The organism is Pseudoalteromonas sp. H103, assembly GCF_001469205.1.
In the GTDB taxonomy this organism is placed as follows: Bacteria; Pseudomonadota; Gammaproteobacteria; order Enterobacterales; family Alteromonadaceae; genus Pseudoalteromonas; species Pseudoalteromonas carrageenovora.
Window position 1 is genome coordinate 369,588 of sequence record NZ_LOFG01000001.1, and the last position, 16,927, is coordinate 386,514.

The window sequence follows — 16,927 nt, forward strand, 5'->3', positions numbered from 1 at the left end:
ATTCATTTTGAAGTTGTTTACCAAGTTATACGATATGGCCCTAGTATGGGCTAAACACCGCCATGCAGAGCGTTACTTAGCAGCCATGAGTTTTGCAGAGTCTGTTTTCTTTCCTGTCCCACCCGATGTAATGCTTGCACCTATGTCGCTTGCACAGCCAAGTAAAGCATGGCGCTTTGCAAGCTTTGCAACAGTTGCATCGGTTTTTGGGGGCGTTATAGGGTATTTACTAGGCTTTTGGTTATTCGAACCTGTAGTAGAACCACTTATTGCCCAAATGCATTGGCAAGATAAATTCGATACCGCACTTATGTGGTTTAAAGAGTACGGTGTATGGGTTGTTTTTTTAGCAGGCTTTTCACCTATTCCTTATAAAGTATTTACGATTGGGGCAGGTGTAATGCAAATGGCTTTTTTACCATTTTTACTCGCATCTGCAATTGGACGTGGGGCTCGCTTTTTTTTAGTTTCGGCTTTAATGAAATGGGGCGGAGTTAAAATGGAACAAAAATTACGTCAATATATTGAAGTACTTGGCTGGGCTTTAGTTGTATTGATAGTAGTTGCATACTTTTTACTACGATAAGTATTAAAAATCCCCATTTTATAAGTAAGGAGAAAAACACGATGAATAAACAGTTTTTACTGTATGTTGCTATATTCATTAGTGTTTTTCTTTTTGGCTGTTCTTCAAGACATGTTCCTGCCCCTGTAAGTAGCCTAAATAATAATGTTAATGATTTAGGTCATACTATTAACATTAATGGTGATCGTTACAAAGTACAAAAGGGGGACACACTCTATTCTATTGCATTTAGCGCGGGGCAGGATTTTCGAAAGCTGGCAAAAAACAATTCAATTCCATCACCTTATATTATCTTCCCAGGCCAGAGTATATCGTTGGTTGCTCCAACAGAAAAAATAAAAAGGGATGAAAAATATACGAATTCGAGTAAAAAGTCTATAAAAAATGTACAAAAAAATAACATAAAATTAAAGAAAGAGCTTGATCCTCCAAAACAACGAGAGTATGTTCAGAAACAAGCCAGTAACACAATTAGTAAAACTAAACGTTTGTCGAGCAGTAAAGTTAAGTGGTTTTGGCCAGCAAAGGGCAAAGTTACCAAACGCTTTTCTAATAAGGAAAACGGTTATAAAGGTTTACAGATTACTAATCATAAAGGGGCTTCAGTCTTAGCCGCGGCACAAGGAACGGTGGTGTACGCGGGTAACGCTCTTCGAGGTTACGGTAATTTAATCATATTGAAACATAATGATGATTACCTAAGTGCTTATGCACATAACTCGAAATTACTTGTTAAAGAAAAGCAGAAAGTTAAGGCAGGACAAAAAATAGCAGAAATTGGAAATTCAGAATCTTCGGTCACCGCACTTCGTTTTGAAATTCGCTACCGAGGGCAAGCTGTCAATCCTGCTAAATACCTTCCCTAATTTTTAGGTATTGATAATTGCTCGGGAGAAGGCTTATGGCTAGCGCAGCAAAAAACACCACGACTGATGAAAAGTTCGATGACACCGCCGTAGAAGAAAACAACTCACTACTTGAAAAAGTAGAAGAAGATGAGATTTTTGCTAAAGAAGAAGTTACAAAAAATCTTGATGCAACTCAGCTTTATTTAGGTGAGATAGGTTTCTCTCCTTTACTTAGTGCAGAAGAAGAGGTTTTCTTTGCACGTAAATCACTTCGAGGTTGTGAAGCCTCACGAAAACGTATGATTGAAAGCAACTTACGTTTAGTTGTTAAAATTGCTCGCCGTTACAATAACCGTGGTTTGGCATTACTAGATTTAATTGAAGAAGGTAATTTAGGTTTAATCCGCGCCGTTGAAAAGTTTGACCCAGAGCGTGGCTTTAGATTCTCAACTTACGCAACATGGTGGATACGTCAAACTATTGAACGTGCCATTATGAACCAAACCCGAACTATTCGCTTACCTATCCACGTAGTTAAAGAATTAAATGTTTACTTGCGTACAGCACGTGAGTTAACGCAAAAGCTTGACCATGAGCCAACTGCTGAAGAAATTGCTGCAAGCCTTGATAGACCTGTTGAAGACGTAACTAAAATGCTACGTTTAAATGAAAAAATTGCCTCTGTGGATATGCCTATCGGCGGTGAAAACGACAGTGCTTTACTTGATATTATTGCAGACGAAAAAAGCGCAGGGCCTGAAGGCGAAGTTCAAACTAACGATATTAATAAACATATTGTAGATTGGTTAGGTGAGTTAAACCCTAAACAACGTGAAGTATTAGCACGCAGATTTGGTTTACTAGGCTACGAGCCATCAACGCTTGAAGATGTAGGGCGTGAAATTGGACTGACACGAGAACGTGTAAGACAGATTCAGGTTGAAGCTTTACGACGTTTAAAAGATATTTTGCAACAAGAAGGTTTAAGTACAGAAAGCTTATTTAATCAGTTTTCGTAACTTTAATTTTGCAAACTAAACAATAAATTATGTGTGTAAAAAGCTGAAGGGTTAACTCTTCAGCTTTTTTTATGCCTGTCGTTCCGTCCTAAATATATAAACACTTTTTAGGACGGGATAAGGCTTGGACTAATTAACCTCAAAGCAGTGCTTTTAATTTATAAAGCAGTTCGTGCGCTTGGCGAGGCGATAAGTTATCAGGGTCAATAGCGCTTAATTGTTCTTCAACTTGTGAAGGCTCAATAACAGCGTCGTTATTAAATGTAAACGCTTGTTGCTCTGTATTAGGGGCAGTAACACTTTGGTGATTTTCAAGTAACTTAAGTTTTTGTTTAGCTTGCGCAATTACCGCTTTAGGCACACCGGCAAGTGCAGCTACTTGCAAACCAAAACTCTTGCTTGCTGCACCGTCGAGAACTGTATGCATAAATGCGATTGTGTCGTTATGCTCTATTGCATCAAGGTGAACGTTTACAAGACCTTGAGTTTGCTCTGCAAGTTCTGTTAGTTCAAAATAGTGTGTTGCAAACAGTGTTTTTGCTGAAATTTTTGATGCTAAATGATCGGCTGTAGCATACGCAAGCGAAAGCCCGTCGTAGGTACTTGTACCTCGCCCAATTTCATCCATTAACACCAAAGACTGCGCTGTAGCATTATTTAAAATAGTGGCGGTTTCGGTCATTTCAACCATGAAGGTTGAGCGGCCAGAGGCTAAATCATCACTTGCACCAATACGCGTAAATATGCGGTCTATATTACCTATTTTCGCGCTATCGGCAGGGACATAACAGCCAATGTGCGCCATTAATACAATAAGCGCTGTTTGACGCATATAGGTTGATTTACCTCCCATATTTGGACCTGTAATAATCAACATTTTGCGCTGGCTATTAAGCTCTACAGGATTTGCAATGAAGGGTTCTTTCATTACCTGTTCAACAACTGGGTGACGGCCTTGTTTAATGCTAATGTTGTCGTTGTCGCATAATTCTGGTTTAGCGTAATTAAGCGCAAAGGCACGCTCTGCTAAGTTATTTAATACATCTAAGTCAGCAAGCGCTGCGGCCATTATTTGCAGCTGTTCAATGTGAGGGGCTATAAATTCAAATAACTCTTCGTATAGTTGTTTTTCAAGCGCGAGCGCTTTTGATTGGCTGCCTAGTACTTTATCTTCATGCTCTTTAAGCTCTGGAATAATATAGCGTTCATTATTTTTAAGCGTCTGGCGACGAACGTAATCAGCAGGTACTAAATGAGAATTGGCGCGGCTCACTTCTATAAAAAAGCCGTGTACTCGATTATAGCCAATTTTTAATGTACTAATGCCTGTACGTTCACGCTCGCGTTGTTCAAGCTGCTCAAGTACATCGGTTGCACCTTTACTTAGGTTACGCCACTCATCTAATTCATTATTATAACCAGGCGCAATTACGCCCCCATCACGAATAAGTACTGGCGGATTATCAATAACAGCACGCTCTAGCAATGCTTGTAGCTCTGGTAGTTCAGGCGAGTGTTTGATAATACTTGTTATGCGCGGGTCACTCGCATCACTTAATAAATTATGCAGAGGTGTAAGTGCTTGTAGTGCACTGCGCAGACGTGTTAAATCTCTTGGGCGTGCAGTGCATAATGCTAAACGCGCTATTACACGTTCTATATCACCAATATCTTTTAGTGACTCGTGTAATTCGCCGCAAAGTTGTACGTCTAAAATTGCACTAATGGCATTTAAACGAGAATTAAGCTCATCTTTATTACGAACAGGGGTATGAATTCGGCGTTTTAGTAAACGTGAGCCCATTGCTGTGGCTGTTTTATCAAGTACTTGTGCGAGGGTGTTTTCAAATCCGCCCGACAGGTTGACCGTTAATTCTAAATTTTTACGGGTTGCGGCATCTAAAATAACCGCATGCTCGTTGTGCTCAAGCGTAATAGCACGAATATGAGGTAAAGCAATACGTTGTGTATCTTTTACGTATTGCATTAAACAGCCGGCGGCTACGAGTGCTGAGTGAGCTTTTTCTACACCAAATCCCACTAAATCCTTGGTACCAAATTGATCGCACAATAAGTGTTGCGCTGTGTCTAAATCAAATTCCCACTCAGGGCGACGACGAGCGCCTTTAATATGTTCAATTAAATGTGTATTTACAAAGCTTTCGCTATACAGTAACTCTGCTGGCGATAACCGTTGTAACGTTGAGCTAAAAGCTTCGTCAGTATTTACTTCTACAATGTTAAAACGACCAGAATTTATATCAAGGTAAGCGATTCCGTATTGGCCTTTTTTATTTTGCCAAACACTGGTCAGTAAATTGTCTTGTCGCTCTTGCAGCAGCGCTTCATCTGAAATAGTGCCCGGTGTTACAATGCGTACTACTTTACGCTCCACAGGGCCTTTACTCGTTGCGGGATCCCCAACTTGTTCACAAATAGCAACTGATTCGCCCATTTGTACTAAGCGAGCTAAGTAGTTTTCTACGGCATGATAAGGTACCCCGGCCATAGGAATAGGATCGCCGCCTGCTTTACCGCGGTGCGTTTGCGATATATCAAGAAGTTGAGCTGCGCGTTTAGCGTCATCAAAAAAGAGTTCGTAAAAATCTCCCATACGATAAAACAATAAAATATCGCGATGCTCTGATTTTATTTTTAGATACTGCTGCATCATAGGGGTTTGTTGTTTTATAGTGTGTGGTGCATAAAGATCAAACGACATGTATTTACCCAAAGGCTGAATATGGAATTACATCAAGAGATTAAAACACTTGCTGCGCAATTAGGCGCTATTTTAACGGATAAATGCTTATGGATCACTACTGCTGAATCATGCACTGGTGGCGGAGTGAGTTATGCCCTAACAGAAACCCCTGGTAGCTCGCGGTATTTAGGGCGTGCCTTTGTTACATATAGTAACGAGGCAAAGCACGAATTAATTAACGTAGCGACGAGTACGTTGGAGCAATTTGGAGCTGTGAGTGAGCAAACAGTGAAGGAAATGGCATTTGGTGCAATAAACGTTGCTAATGCCGATGTTGCAATTGCTATTTCAGGTATTGCAGGACCAGGTGGGGCGACTCCCGACAAGCCAGTAGGCTTTGTGTGGTTTTGCATACAAATTGCTGGTAAGCAATTCACTTTTAAGCAAATATTTAGTGGTGATAGAACGCAAGTTAGAATGCAAGCTATTGAATTTGCATTGAAAAAAGCTATAGAGAAGATAAATTTATAAATTTCGCTTGATACTGTGGTTTCATACAGTATACTTGTTCGCATTAGCTGGATTTGGAGAACAAAATGAACGATAACAAACAAAAAGCGTTGGACGCTGCACTATCACAAATAGAGCGTCAATTTGGTAAAGGATCAATCATGAAACTGGGCGACAATAAAGCCCTAAACATTGATGCAGTATCTACAGGTTCATTAGGGATCGACATTGCTTTAGGCATAGGCGGTTTACCTATGGGTCGTATTGTTGAAGTATATGGTCCTGAATCTTCAGGTAAAACAACACTTACTTTACAAGTTATCGCACAAGCTCAAAAAGAAGGTAAAACATGTGCCTTTGTTGATGCTGAGCACGCTCTAGATCCAGTATACGCACAAAAACTAGGTGTTAACATTGATGAGCTTTTAGTGTCTCAGCCAGATACGGGTGAGCAAGCGCTAGAAATTTGTGACATGTTAGTACGTTCAAGTGCGGTTGACGTAGTTATTGTCGATTCTGTTGCTGCACTTACACCAAAAGCTGAAATTGAAGGCGACATGGGCGACTCGCACATGGGCTTACAAGCACGTTTAATGTCGCAAGCATTACGTAAGCTTACGGGTAATATTAAACGTTCTAACACGTTATGTATTTTCATTAACCAAATTCGTATGAAAATTGGTGTAATGTTTGGTAACCCTGAAACAACAACCGGTGGTAACGCTCTTAAGTTTTACGCATCAGTTCGTATTGATATTCGTCGAATTGGTTCTGTAAAAGAAGGCGATGAAGTTGTTGGTAACGAAACGCGCGTTAAAATTGTTAAAAACAAAGTAGCACCTCCGTTTAAGCAAGCCGAATTTATCATCATGTATGGTGAAGGTATTTCTAAGCAAGGCGAGCTAATTGATTTAGGTGTTAAGCACAAAATTGTTGAAAAAGCAGGTGCTTGGTACAGTTACAATGGCAACAAAGTAGGCCAAGGTAAATCAAACTCAATTAAGTTTTTGAAAGAAAACGTAGAAATTGCAGATGAGATTGAAGGCAAACTACGCGACATGTTATTGCTAAAAGCCACTATTGAACCAGAAGATGGTGAAGATAAGTTAGGCGATGACGCAGACCTTTAAGGTTTAAAATGTTCTCAAAGCTTGATTTGACCCGAGCTTTATAAAAAACGCTAACCAGCAATGGTTAGCGTTTTTTGTTTGTGGGGGCCTGTAATATAAAATAGCAGTAATACTTATTACTAACCTGCATAAGTCTTTGTGAAGCCAAACGAATTAAGCTACACCATAATGTGGTTAAAAGTTTTTATTTAGAACAAACAGATAAAAAATATTGCCTAAATTTAGAGCAATTTTTTTTAACGCTAGTAAGACCTTATATAAGTAAATTGATATTAATTATTTTAAGTTGCCAGCTTAATGCTGATTATTTAATTGCCCGCAATATAGAGTAATCAAATAGCAAGAAGTGATGATGTTTTAGCACTCGATAGCTAATAAGATAGATTGGAATTTAATTAGCTGTAAAACTGATACCTTAAAAATAAAAACGACACATATAATGTGTCGTTTATAAATTAAGCTGGTTAAGCGCTTTTAAAAAATTTTATAGCTGCCAGTTTACCGATAGTGCATAGTTACGCGGTGCACCGTAGTAACCTTGTGCCCAGTATAAACTGTGTAAGTACTTTTCATCGGTAGTATTATTTACGTTAAAAGTAACACCAACGTTTTCAGTAATTTTGTAGTTAGCCATTAAATCAAGAATGCCGTAAGCATCTTGTTTAGTCGTTACAAGCGCTGCACCTGAAGCATCTTCTACTTGTACACGGCTTACAGAATCCTGCCAGCGGTAGTTTGCACCAAATGTTAAACCTTCAACTAATGGTACTTGATAAGTAGCAGCTAGTTTTAATTGGTTTTCAGGTGTGTAATCTTTAACTAAATCATCACCATCAATATTTAAGTTGCTAAAGCTAATACTCGCACTTAAATCGTCTGTAATTTTACCACTTAACTCAACTTCAAAACCGTCGCTGTTAATACCGTCTGCGCCGTAGTAACGAGTATCACCTGGAAGTGAATCTGGTAATGCGACCGCTAAATTTTCTTGTTTTGCATCAAAGTAAGCAAATGTAACAAAAATCTGATCATCTAAAAGTTGGGCTTTAACACCAATTTCGCTGCTTTTTCCTGTTACTGGTGCTAATTGCTCTGCGTTTATATCAAGCTCTTTTTGAGGAACAAACGTTTCTGTATAGCTTGCATAGGCAGAGAGTGTTTCGGTAAAGTCGTACACTACGCCTACGTAAGGTATAAGCTCATTATCGCTACGTGTTTGCTCAACGCCATAAGCAGTCCCTTTTGTTTCCCAATCGGTGTATCGAACACCTGCAAGTATACTTAAAGGAGTGCTAAGTTTAATGCGTGTTGATATATAAGCGGATTGCTGTTTATTTTCAATATCACTACCATTCAAACCATCGGTAAGTGTAGCCTCAGGTATTACGCCATCCCACGTATCGAGTGATGGCATTTCAGGAAAGCCGTTCCCTGTGGTGTAATCGTAAAGAGACTGCTCGTTGTAATCCATTTTTGCTTGGCTTACACCAAACGATAAATCATGCTCTTGACCAAATAAATCAAATTTACCACTGGCGTATAAATCAAATAGGTCGTGCTTGTCTTCGTAATCATAACGACTAGCGTAACCTGTTAAGCCAAGTCCTGTTTCTTTATCAGGCGTGCCATAAACGTAAAAAAGCTCTGAATCTTGCTCGTTTTCAATGTGTGCATAGCGAGCAATTGCTACCCAGGTAGCAGATAAGTTTTGCTCAAGCGTTACATATACTTGCTCTGCACTGTTGTCCCAGTATGACCAGTCGGCTGCTGTACTGGTAGATGAATCATAATCTGTGGCTGAACCATCAGTATAGTAAAGTGGCAATGCACCCCAAAGCGGGCTGTCGGCATCTTTTTGTTGATTAACGTAGTTAATGCTTAATAGGGTGTCGTCAGTTAGTTTGCCTTCGTAGGCTAAGTAACCAATTGTTTTATCTGTTTCGTAACGATCTAGGTATGATTCAGCTTTTTGCTTAGTGAATACCGCACGCACAGCATGCTCATCGTTAATAGGCGTTGATACATCAAGCTCTAAGCGTTTGTTGTTCCACGAACCATAAGATGCAGATGCGTGAGCTTGTGTAACATACGTCGGTTTTTTAAGTACCATATTTACAGTAGCAGATGGATTACCAGCACCAGTCATCAGGCCGTTTGCGCCACGTACAATTTCTACGCGGTCGTAGATAGAAGTATCTAACGTGCCTTGAATTGAACCTGAGCTTTGTGGAATTCCCAAGCCATCTACTTGAAAGTTTGTGATCTCAAAACCACGTGCTTTAAAGTAAGTACGATCTGTTTCTATTTGTTCTACCGTTACGCCTGGAGTGCTTTCAAGTACTGAATTGATATCATCTAATGAAAAGTCGTCCATTAATGCACGAGAAACAACGGAAATACTTTGCGGCGTTTCTTTAATTGATAAGCCTAATTTTGTAGCAGATTGTGCATCTTCAGTTATGTAGTTTTTATGATGCTGACCATACACGGCTATTTTTTCTAGAGAGTCATCTTTTGTATTTGCTTCATCAGCAAATGCATAACCAGATAAAATTAAAGAAGTAGCAAAGCTTAGTTTAGATAAACGCAAAATTTGAGGGGACGACATGAGTTTTTCCAATTAGTTCAAAAGAAGTGCATAATCTAATCTAAATGATATCGATTTGCAATTGCGTTAATGTGTTTTATCTATAATTATTCTGTTTTATTGAATTTTAGCGACTCAATTGAGGATGATATACATACATTAGTAGGTTTATACTTATCAAATATGGTATTAAATGATTATTAAAAAGACACGCGAATTCATATTTTTAGTTTAAATTACTGCGGTAATATTTTTATAGCTATTTAAAAGTTATTAATTTTTTAGGTTTGGCTGAATAGAAATATGGAATTTATTACTGAGTTGAATTTGATTGATAGCTCACTGAGCCATATAGGTTATTAGTATATTTTATAGTGAGGGACAGCTTATAGTCGATATAAAAAAGCGGCCAAGGCCGCTTAATTGATCATACTGTTTTTACTAATTAAAAAGAGTATTTAACAGAGAATTGTAAACGCTCTAAATCGCCATCTACACCGCTTTCTGTTTCACGCTCAGCATGTTTAAACTCAGCACCAAATGTTAAGCGTTTAACTGGCGAGTATAAAATGTTGGCGCTAAAGCTTTGGCTAGATTCAACCGGATCGCCAGAAATAGCTAATAAATCAGTGTTGTTATCAGCACTGAAGAACGAGTATAAGAACGTAGAGCGCCATTGGCTTGTCCACTTATGTTGATAAGCCACAAAGCCCGATGTTGAATCAATTGCATCAAGTTCATCACCATTAAGTACTGCGCCATGTGCCACATTCAAGCCTACGTAACGGCCTAAACCTTTACCTTGTGTAAGCATAAACTTAAGGTAATCTTCACCAAAGTTTACTCTACCTGATGCGCTAATACCAAATGATGTTTCGTCAGCATCTACATCGCCTACTTTATATGTAAGTTGGCGTGCTAGTGCAGCCACTACAACGTTACCCCAATCAGCTTTATGGGTATAGCGGGCGGTGAAGTCAGGCAGTGATGCGTCGTCAGTTTCTACGCGTGTGCCACCTTGCGTAGTAATTGTGCTTTCTGGGTTTTCTAATGAGAAAGACCAAGCACCCGTTGTATATTTAATTTGAGTTTGACGAACAAATACAGTGCCCTCAGCAGGGCCTACAAAATCAAGAGTTTCGGCCAAAGCGCCTACATTTTGAAAGTTTGACCATGTTTGACCAAATAACCAACCATCGTAAGTAACAAAAGCATGACGAATACGCGGTGCGTATGAGTTTGATACACGCTCATTGCCACCAGGCGCTGATGCTAAAAAGTCTAACTCAATTTTGGTTTTTACTGTTTTACCGTTATCCATTAACGTTGAAGTACCAAAGTTAAAGCGAGATTCACGTGCATGCATATCAAATACAGCATCAGAGTCATTGTCATCACCAACAGTAAGTGTACTTGGTACGTAAAAATCACGACCAACACTTGAGCCAGAAGGTGCACCAGCAGAGTAATCACTCCACATTGTGTCTAATTTAATGTATCCACCGTAGGTAAATTCGGTATCACCAATTTTTGCAGCTGTTGCCGCATAAGCAGTACTTGATAGTGCACATAGTACAGCGCTTGCTGCCAATGTTTTTAATGGGGTAAATTTCATTGTGGTGTCCTTTATAGGCTACTTGTTGTTTGTTGCTTTTTTTTTCATATAAGGTTGTATTACTTGCTACGAGTATTACTTACGAATAAAAAAGGTGTTCATTTGGCTTTTCAATACACATATTGTTTTCATTCGTTAAATAAAGCTTTAGCAGGTGATACCGCAAATATCTTTATTAAAGTACACAAACACTTTTGAATATGCGCAATATTTACTCAATTACCTATTGGTCTATAAGACTAAGGTTTTAGAGCAGACTAGTTTGTATTTACTTACATTTAACATCTTGTATTGGCTATGTAAAATAATTGAAAGCAGGCGGATTATAAACTACAAATAGACAAATAAAAGCAGAGTACAACTAAGGTCTAATACTTAATAAAGCACTGCTGAGTAATCCTTGATAGGAGCCTAAGGCAAGCAATTTTAATGGAGACGAAGATGTCACAAAGTATCTATCCAGTTCCGGCGCATATTAAAGATGCGACTCTTGTTGATAAAAATAAATATAATACGCTTTATAAGCAATCTATTGATGATTCTGAAGGTTTTTGGGGTGAACATGGCAAACGCCTTGATTGGTCTACTCCTTACACTAAAGTTAAAAACACTTCTTTTGATAAAGGCCATATCAGCATTAAATGGTATGAAGATGGCTATTTAAATGCGTCTTACAACTGTATTGACCGTCACTTAAAAACTAAAGCAGACAAAGTTGCGCTTATTTGGGAAGGTGATAACCCGAATGAAAGCGAAAATATTACTTATCAACAGTTACACGATGAAGTGGCTAAATTTGCTAATGGCCTTAAAAAGCTAGGTGTACAAAAAGGCGATCGTGTTGCTATTTATATGCCTATGACTCCTCAGGCTGTTTATGCAATGCAAGCGTGTGCACGAATTGGTGCAATTCATTCTGTTGTATTTGGTGGCTTTTCACCATCGGCTATAGCGGACCGCATTAAAGATTCTGGCGCTAAAGTAGTGATCACCTCAGACGAAGGCCGGCGCGCAGGCAATTGTGTGCCGCTAAAAGCTAATGTTGATGAAGCGGTATCGCAAGACTCAGTAACCACAATTGAGCACGTTATTGTGCATCAATTGACGGGCGGTGAAGTTGATTGGAATGACCATGATATTTGGTGGCACGATTTAGTCGCTGATTTACCAGCGCAGTGCGAACCAGAGCCTATGAACGCTGAAGATCCTTTATTTATATTGTATACATCAGGTTCTACGGGTCAGCCTAAAGGCGTTGTACATACCACTGGTGGCTATTTAGTTTATTCATCAATGACTCATGAGTATGTATTTGACTTACAAGAGGATGATGTTTACTGGTGTAGTGCCGACGTTGGCTGGATCACAGGACACAGCTACATTGCATATGGTCCATTAGTGAATGGGTGTACCCAAGTATTATTTGAAGGCGTACCAACATATCCAACAGCTGGTCGTATGGGCGAAGTAGTTGATAAACACAACGTTACTATTTTATATACCGCTCCAACAGCCATTCGCGCCTTAATGGCTAAAGGCGATGAGCCGATTGAGTCTTCACATCGTGATAGCTTACGTATTTTAGGATCGGTTGGTGAGCCAATAAACCCAGAAGCGTGGACGTGGTATTACGAACAAATTGGTAAGTCAAATTGTCCGATTGTAGATACGTGGTGGCAAACAGAAACCGGTGGCATTATGATCACGCCATTACCTGGTGCGACTGATACTAAACCGGGTTCTGCGACACATCCATTTTTTGGTATTGCACCAGCATTATTTGATGCAGAAGGTAATACACTAGAAGGCGCTGTTGATGGGAACTTAGTTATATTAGATAGCTGGCCTTCACAAGCACGTACTGTTTATGGCGATCATGAACGTTTTGAGCAAACCTACTTTAGTGCATACCCAGGTGTTTATTTTACAGGTGATGGTTGTCGCCGCGATGAAGATGGCTATTACTGGATCACAGGTCGTGTAGATGATGTACTTAATGTGTCTGGGCACCGTTTAGGTACTGCTGAAATAGAAAGTGCATTAGTTGCGCATGAAGCCGTAGCTGAAGCCGCTGTTGTTGGTTACCCACATGACATAAAAGGCCAAGGTATTTACGTATACATTACGCCTAACGAAGGCGTAACCGTTAGTGATGAGCTAACTAAAGAGGTACGCAGTTGGGTTCGTAAAGAGCTTAGTCCTATTGCATCGCCAGATATGATTCAGTGGTCGCCAGGTTTACCTAAAACACGTTCAGGTAAGATTATGCGCCGAATTTTACGTAAAATCGCTGCAAATGAGCATCAACAGTTAGGTGACACGTCAACGCTTGCCGATCCATCTGTAGTGGATGAACTAATCGAGAACAGATTAAATCGTTAAATGCGCGTTAAAAACTTGATTACAAGTTGATTCTAAACGTAGTATATCGGCTGTCAGTTAGGATTTTATACCTAGTTGGCGGCCGAATTTATTAGGAGTGAACCATGAGTCAGTTTTTAATAGCGGATGATCATCCGTTATTTCGCGAAGCACTAAAGGGTGCATTGAGCGCAAAGTTTGAAGGTTTAGAGGTTTTTGAATCTTCAGGTTTTGACAGCACACTGCAAGTGTTAAGCGAGCAAGAGGATCTTGATATATTACTGCTAGATCTTCACATGCCAGGTAATGGTGATTTATATGGTCTTATTCGTATTAGAGAAGACTATCCGAGCTTACCCATTGCAGTAGTTTCAGGTAGTGAAGACGTTAATATAGTCTCAAAAGTAATGGGCTATGGCGCTATGGGGTTTATTCCTAAATCGTCATCGTCTGATGATATTGCCAGCGCAATAAACCAAATACTTGAAGGCGATACATGGTTACCAAAAGAGCTTAAAAATAAAGTAGCTGAAATTGAAGGTGAAGATAGAGAAATTGCAGCGCAAGTTGCTTCACTTACACCACAGCAATACCGAGTGCTTCAATATTTACACGAGGGCTTGCTTAATAAACAAATAGCCTACGAACTACACATATCAGAAGCGACAGTAAAAGCACACATTACAGCCATATTCAGAAAACTTGGCGTATACAACCGCACACAAGCCGTTTTAATTGCTGCCAAGCTTCAGCTTGAGCCAATAGAGCAAGCATAACAAACTGTATTATAAAAAAGAGCCATAGTGCCAATTTTTAAAATAGTAAATTAAAAATTGGCACTATGGCTCTGTTTAGCCTTCTTTATTTAAACCTTCTCACAAGCTATTCACCTTTTATACATGAACTCATATACAAAAAATGCTAGGTTACTGCAATTTTGTAACTTCAAGAGCAGGGTATGACAGACTCCACACACTCACCAAGTAATGATCCAAACAACAAAGGGTTATTTAATCGATTTTTAGCCGCTGTTGAATTTTTAGGCAATATGCTGCCACATCCGATTACTTTATTTGCAATATTTGCAGTCGCAATTGTTGTATTTAGTGGTATTGCTGATTGGTATGGACTTAGCGCAATTGATCCACGACCAGAAGGTGCGTCAGGGCGCGATCCGGATGGTGTTATTGAAGTGGTTAGCTTATTGAGTGCTGAGGGGTTACAGCGGATCATGACTGGGCTTGTTACCAACTTCACTGGCTTTGCGCCGCTTGGTACTGTGCTTGTTGCATTACTCGGGGTGAGTGTTGCTGAGCATTCAGGCTTACTGTCTGCCGCTATGCGAGGCATGGTAATGGGCGCATCTAAACGTTTAGTGACATTTATGGTGGTATTTGCCGCTATTATGTCAAACACTGCAGCTGAGCTAGGGTATGTTGTACTGATCCCCCTCGCAGCTATGATATTTCATAGTTTAGGGCGTCATCCTTTAGCCGGTTTGGCTGCTGCGTTTGCGGGTGTTTCAGGTGGATATAGCGCAAACCTATTATTAGGCACCATAGATCCATTATTAGCGGGCATTACAACACCAGCTGCGCAAATGATTGATCCAACCTATGTTGTGGGCGCTGAGGCTAACTGGTACTTCATGATGATATCGGTATTTCTAATTGCGATATTAGGAACTTTTGTAACCGAAAAAATAGTAGAGCCTCGCTTAGGCAAGTATAACCCAGATGACGCGAGCATCGATTTATCGCAAAACAGCATTGATAAACTGACTAAACAAGAGAAGTCAGGTTTAAAATGGGCTGGCATTTCTTTATTGGTTGTTTCGTTATTACTTGCTTGGACTATTATTCCAGATGATGGCATTTTACGAAATCAAGATACCGGAGAGGTAGCGGGTTCACCCTTTTTAAAAGGGATTGTGGTTATTATTTTTGTGACATTCAGTATCCCTGGTTTTGTATATGGCCGTGTTGTTGGCACCATGAAAAACGATAAAGATGTAATAAATGCCATGAGTAAGAGTATGAGCTCTATGGGGCTATATATTGTACTGGTATTTTTTGCAGCGCAGTTTGTTGCCTTTTTCAAATGGACTAACTTAGGTACTATTTTAGCTATTAATGGTGCCGCATTATTACAAGCGCTCAACCTAACAGGCCCCGAAGTATTTATATTGTTTATTTTAATGTGTGCCTTGGTTAATTTAAGCTTAGGCTCATCCTCAGCACAGTGGGCTATTACCGCTCCAATATTTGTGCCTATGCTAATGTTAATTGGCTATGCACCAGAGACAATACAAGCGGCTTATCGTATAGGTGATTCAGTAACTAACTTAATAACGCCAATGATGAGTTATTTTGGTCTCATATTGGCCGTTGCAGTTAAATATAAAAAAGATATGGGAATAGGCACTTTAGTCGCAACTATGCTTCCGTACAGTATGGTGTTTTTTGTAGGCTGGGTTATTTTGTTTTATGTTTGGGTGTTTTTATTGGGAATGCCAGTAGGGCCAGAGTCACCCACATATTACACGCCTTAAATAATTAGTGTAGACGTGAAGTAATCAAAACTCAGATTAAGTACTAAAAAGCCAGCTAAGCTGGCTTTTTAATAATTACTAGCTAAACACCACGGTTTTATTACCATTAATAAATAGCTTATGCTCAGAGGCAAGCTGCAGGGCTTTACTAAATACAGTTTTCTCTACGTCTTTACCCATTTTAGCCATCATTTCGGCAGTGTTAGCGTGTGTTACGCTAGTTACGTCTTGCAAAATAATAGGCCCTTCATCCAGCTCATTATTTACAAAATGAGCCGTAGCGCCAATAATTTTTACGCCGCGCTCAAATGCTTGATGATAAGGTTTTGCGCCAATAAATGCAGGCAAAAATGAATGGTGGATATTAATGATTTTATTTTCAAAACGGCCAACAAACTCAGGGCTTAAAATACGCATGTATTTAGCTAGGCCAATAATATCTGGGTTGTAAGAGGCAATTAAATCACCTACTTTTATATCGTGCTCTGCGCGGGTTAAACCAACATGCGATACAACATGAAAAGGTACATCAAAGCCTTTAGCTAATGGCTCTAAATCAGGGTAGTTAGCTATTACAGCTAATACTTCAATATTTAATGCTTGCTCAAATTGCTTAAGCAACACAGTGCCTAAACAGTGTGCCTCTTTAGTGGCTAGTAAAACGACTTTTGTTTTAGCGCCATTGTGTAGTGCAAGCTGTGCGCCTTCTGGCAATAAGGCTTGTAACTTATCTAAAAAGTCGCTTTGTGGCTCACCAGTTAGCTCTGTACGCATGAAAAAGCGTTTAGCGTCTTTATCTACAAATTCGTTATTACGTGTAATATTTAAATTGTGTTCATGACACAGGCCTGTAATTTTAGCTATTAAGCCTACATCATCGGCACATTGGGTGGTTAGTATGTAACTCATTTTCCTCATTCTACCCTGTGGTTAATACGTCATTATTTGGGTTTTAGCGTATAAAGCAAGGGCTTTGTGCACTAATACAGTATTAATCATGTTGTTGAGTATAAAAG

12 protein-coding genes are annotated in these 16,927 nt (G+C 39.5%); 8 read left to right on the top strand and 4 right to left on the bottom strand.

What is annotated here, in order from left to right:
• Window positions 1-7 precede the first annotated feature (7 nt).
• The 3 genes from ATS74_RS01745 to rpoS are packed head-to-tail and all read left to right on the top strand — an operon-like array spanning window position 8 to window position 2,453.
• Window positions 8-586, top strand: coding sequence for a YqaA family protein (locus ATS74_RS01745; protein ID WP_058547216.1), 579 nt, complete (start codon window positions 8-10; stop codon window positions 584-586).
• A 41-nt stretch (window positions 587-627) separates the two neighbouring features.
• A complete protein-coding gene (locus ATS74_RS01750; RefSeq protein ID WP_058547217.1) occupies window positions 628-1,452 on the top strand; it encodes a peptidoglycan DD-metalloendopeptidase family protein in 825 nt (274 codons plus the stop codon).
• Between the two features lie 35 nt (window positions 1,453-1,487).
• Window positions 1,488-2,453, top strand: a complete 966-nt coding sequence (gene rpoS, locus ATS74_RS01755; RefSeq protein ID WP_058547218.1) for an RNA polymerase sigma factor RpoS — start codon at window positions 1,488-1,490, stop codon at window positions 2,451-2,453.
• 139 nt (window positions 2,454-2,592) lie between these two features.
• Here rpoS and mutS read toward each other — a convergent pair whose 3' ends face one another.
• Entirely contained in the window at window positions 2,593-5,175 is a 2,583-nt protein-coding gene (gene mutS, locus ATS74_RS01760) for a DNA mismatch repair protein MutS (protein WP_058547219.1), read from the bottom strand.
• A 21-nt stretch (window positions 5,176-5,196) separates the two neighbouring features.
• Here mutS and ATS74_RS01765 point away from each other — a divergent pair, with 21 nt between their 5' ends.
• Together ATS74_RS01765 and recA are read left to right on the top strand one after the other, a co-directional pair.
• Window positions 5,197-5,688 (top strand): CinA family protein, encoded by a 492-nt coding sequence (locus ATS74_RS01765; protein ID WP_058547220.1) that lies wholly within the window; start codon window positions 5,197-5,199, stop codon window positions 5,686-5,688.
• A 65-nt stretch (window positions 5,689-5,753) separates the two neighbouring features.
• The gene (gene recA / locus ATS74_RS01770; protein ID WP_058547221.1) at window positions 5,754-6,797 is read left to right on the top strand and encodes a recombinase RecA; all 1,044 of its coding nucleotides are present in this window, start codon (window positions 5,754-5,756) and stop codon (window positions 6,795-6,797) included.
• A gap of 484 nt (window positions 6,798-7,281) precedes the next feature.
• On the opposite strand, the gene ATS74_RS01775 is transcribed toward recA, so the two are convergent.
• Window positions 7,282-9,405, bottom strand: a complete 2,124-nt coding sequence (locus ATS74_RS01775) for a TonB-dependent siderophore receptor (RefSeq protein WP_058547222.1) — start codon at window positions 9,403-9,405, stop codon at window positions 7,282-7,284.
• 424 nt (window positions 9,406-9,829) lie between these two features.
• Window positions 9,830-10,999 (bottom strand): DcaP family trimeric outer membrane transporter, encoded by a 1,170-nt coding sequence (locus ATS74_RS01780; RefSeq protein WP_058547223.1) that lies wholly within the window; start codon window positions 10,997-10,999, stop codon window positions 9,830-9,832.
• A gap of 441 nt (window positions 11,000-11,440) precedes the next feature.
• Here ATS74_RS01780 and acs point away from each other — a divergent pair, with 441 nt between their 5' ends.
• From acs to ATS74_RS01795, 3 genes are all read left to right on the top strand, one after another.
• Window positions 11,441-13,381, top strand: coding sequence for an acetate--CoA ligase (acs, locus tag ATS74_RS01785; protein WP_058547224.1), 1,941 nt, complete (start codon window positions 11,441-11,443; stop codon window positions 13,379-13,381).
• 104 nt (window positions 13,382-13,485) lie between these two features.
• The gene (locus tag ATS74_RS01790; RefSeq protein WP_058547225.1) at window positions 13,486-14,136 is read left to right on the top strand and encodes a response regulator transcription factor; all 651 of its coding nucleotides are present in this window, start codon (window positions 13,486-13,488) and stop codon (window positions 14,134-14,136) included.
• 182 nt (window positions 14,137-14,318) lie between these two features.
• Complete coding sequence (locus tag ATS74_RS01795; RefSeq protein WP_058547226.1) at window positions 14,319-15,911, top strand: AbgT family transporter; 1,593 nt, start codon at window positions 14,319-14,321, stop codon at window positions 15,909-15,911.
• 78 nt (window positions 15,912-15,989) lie between these two features.
• Here ATS74_RS01795 and purU read toward each other — a convergent pair whose 3' ends face one another.
• Window positions 15,990-16,820: a formyltetrahydrofolate deformylase gene (gene purU, locus ATS74_RS01800; protein ID WP_058547227.1), complete on the bottom strand. Its 831-nt coding sequence runs from the start codon at window positions 16,818-16,820 to the stop codon at window positions 15,990-15,992.
• Window positions 16,821-16,927: the final 107 nt, after the last annotated feature.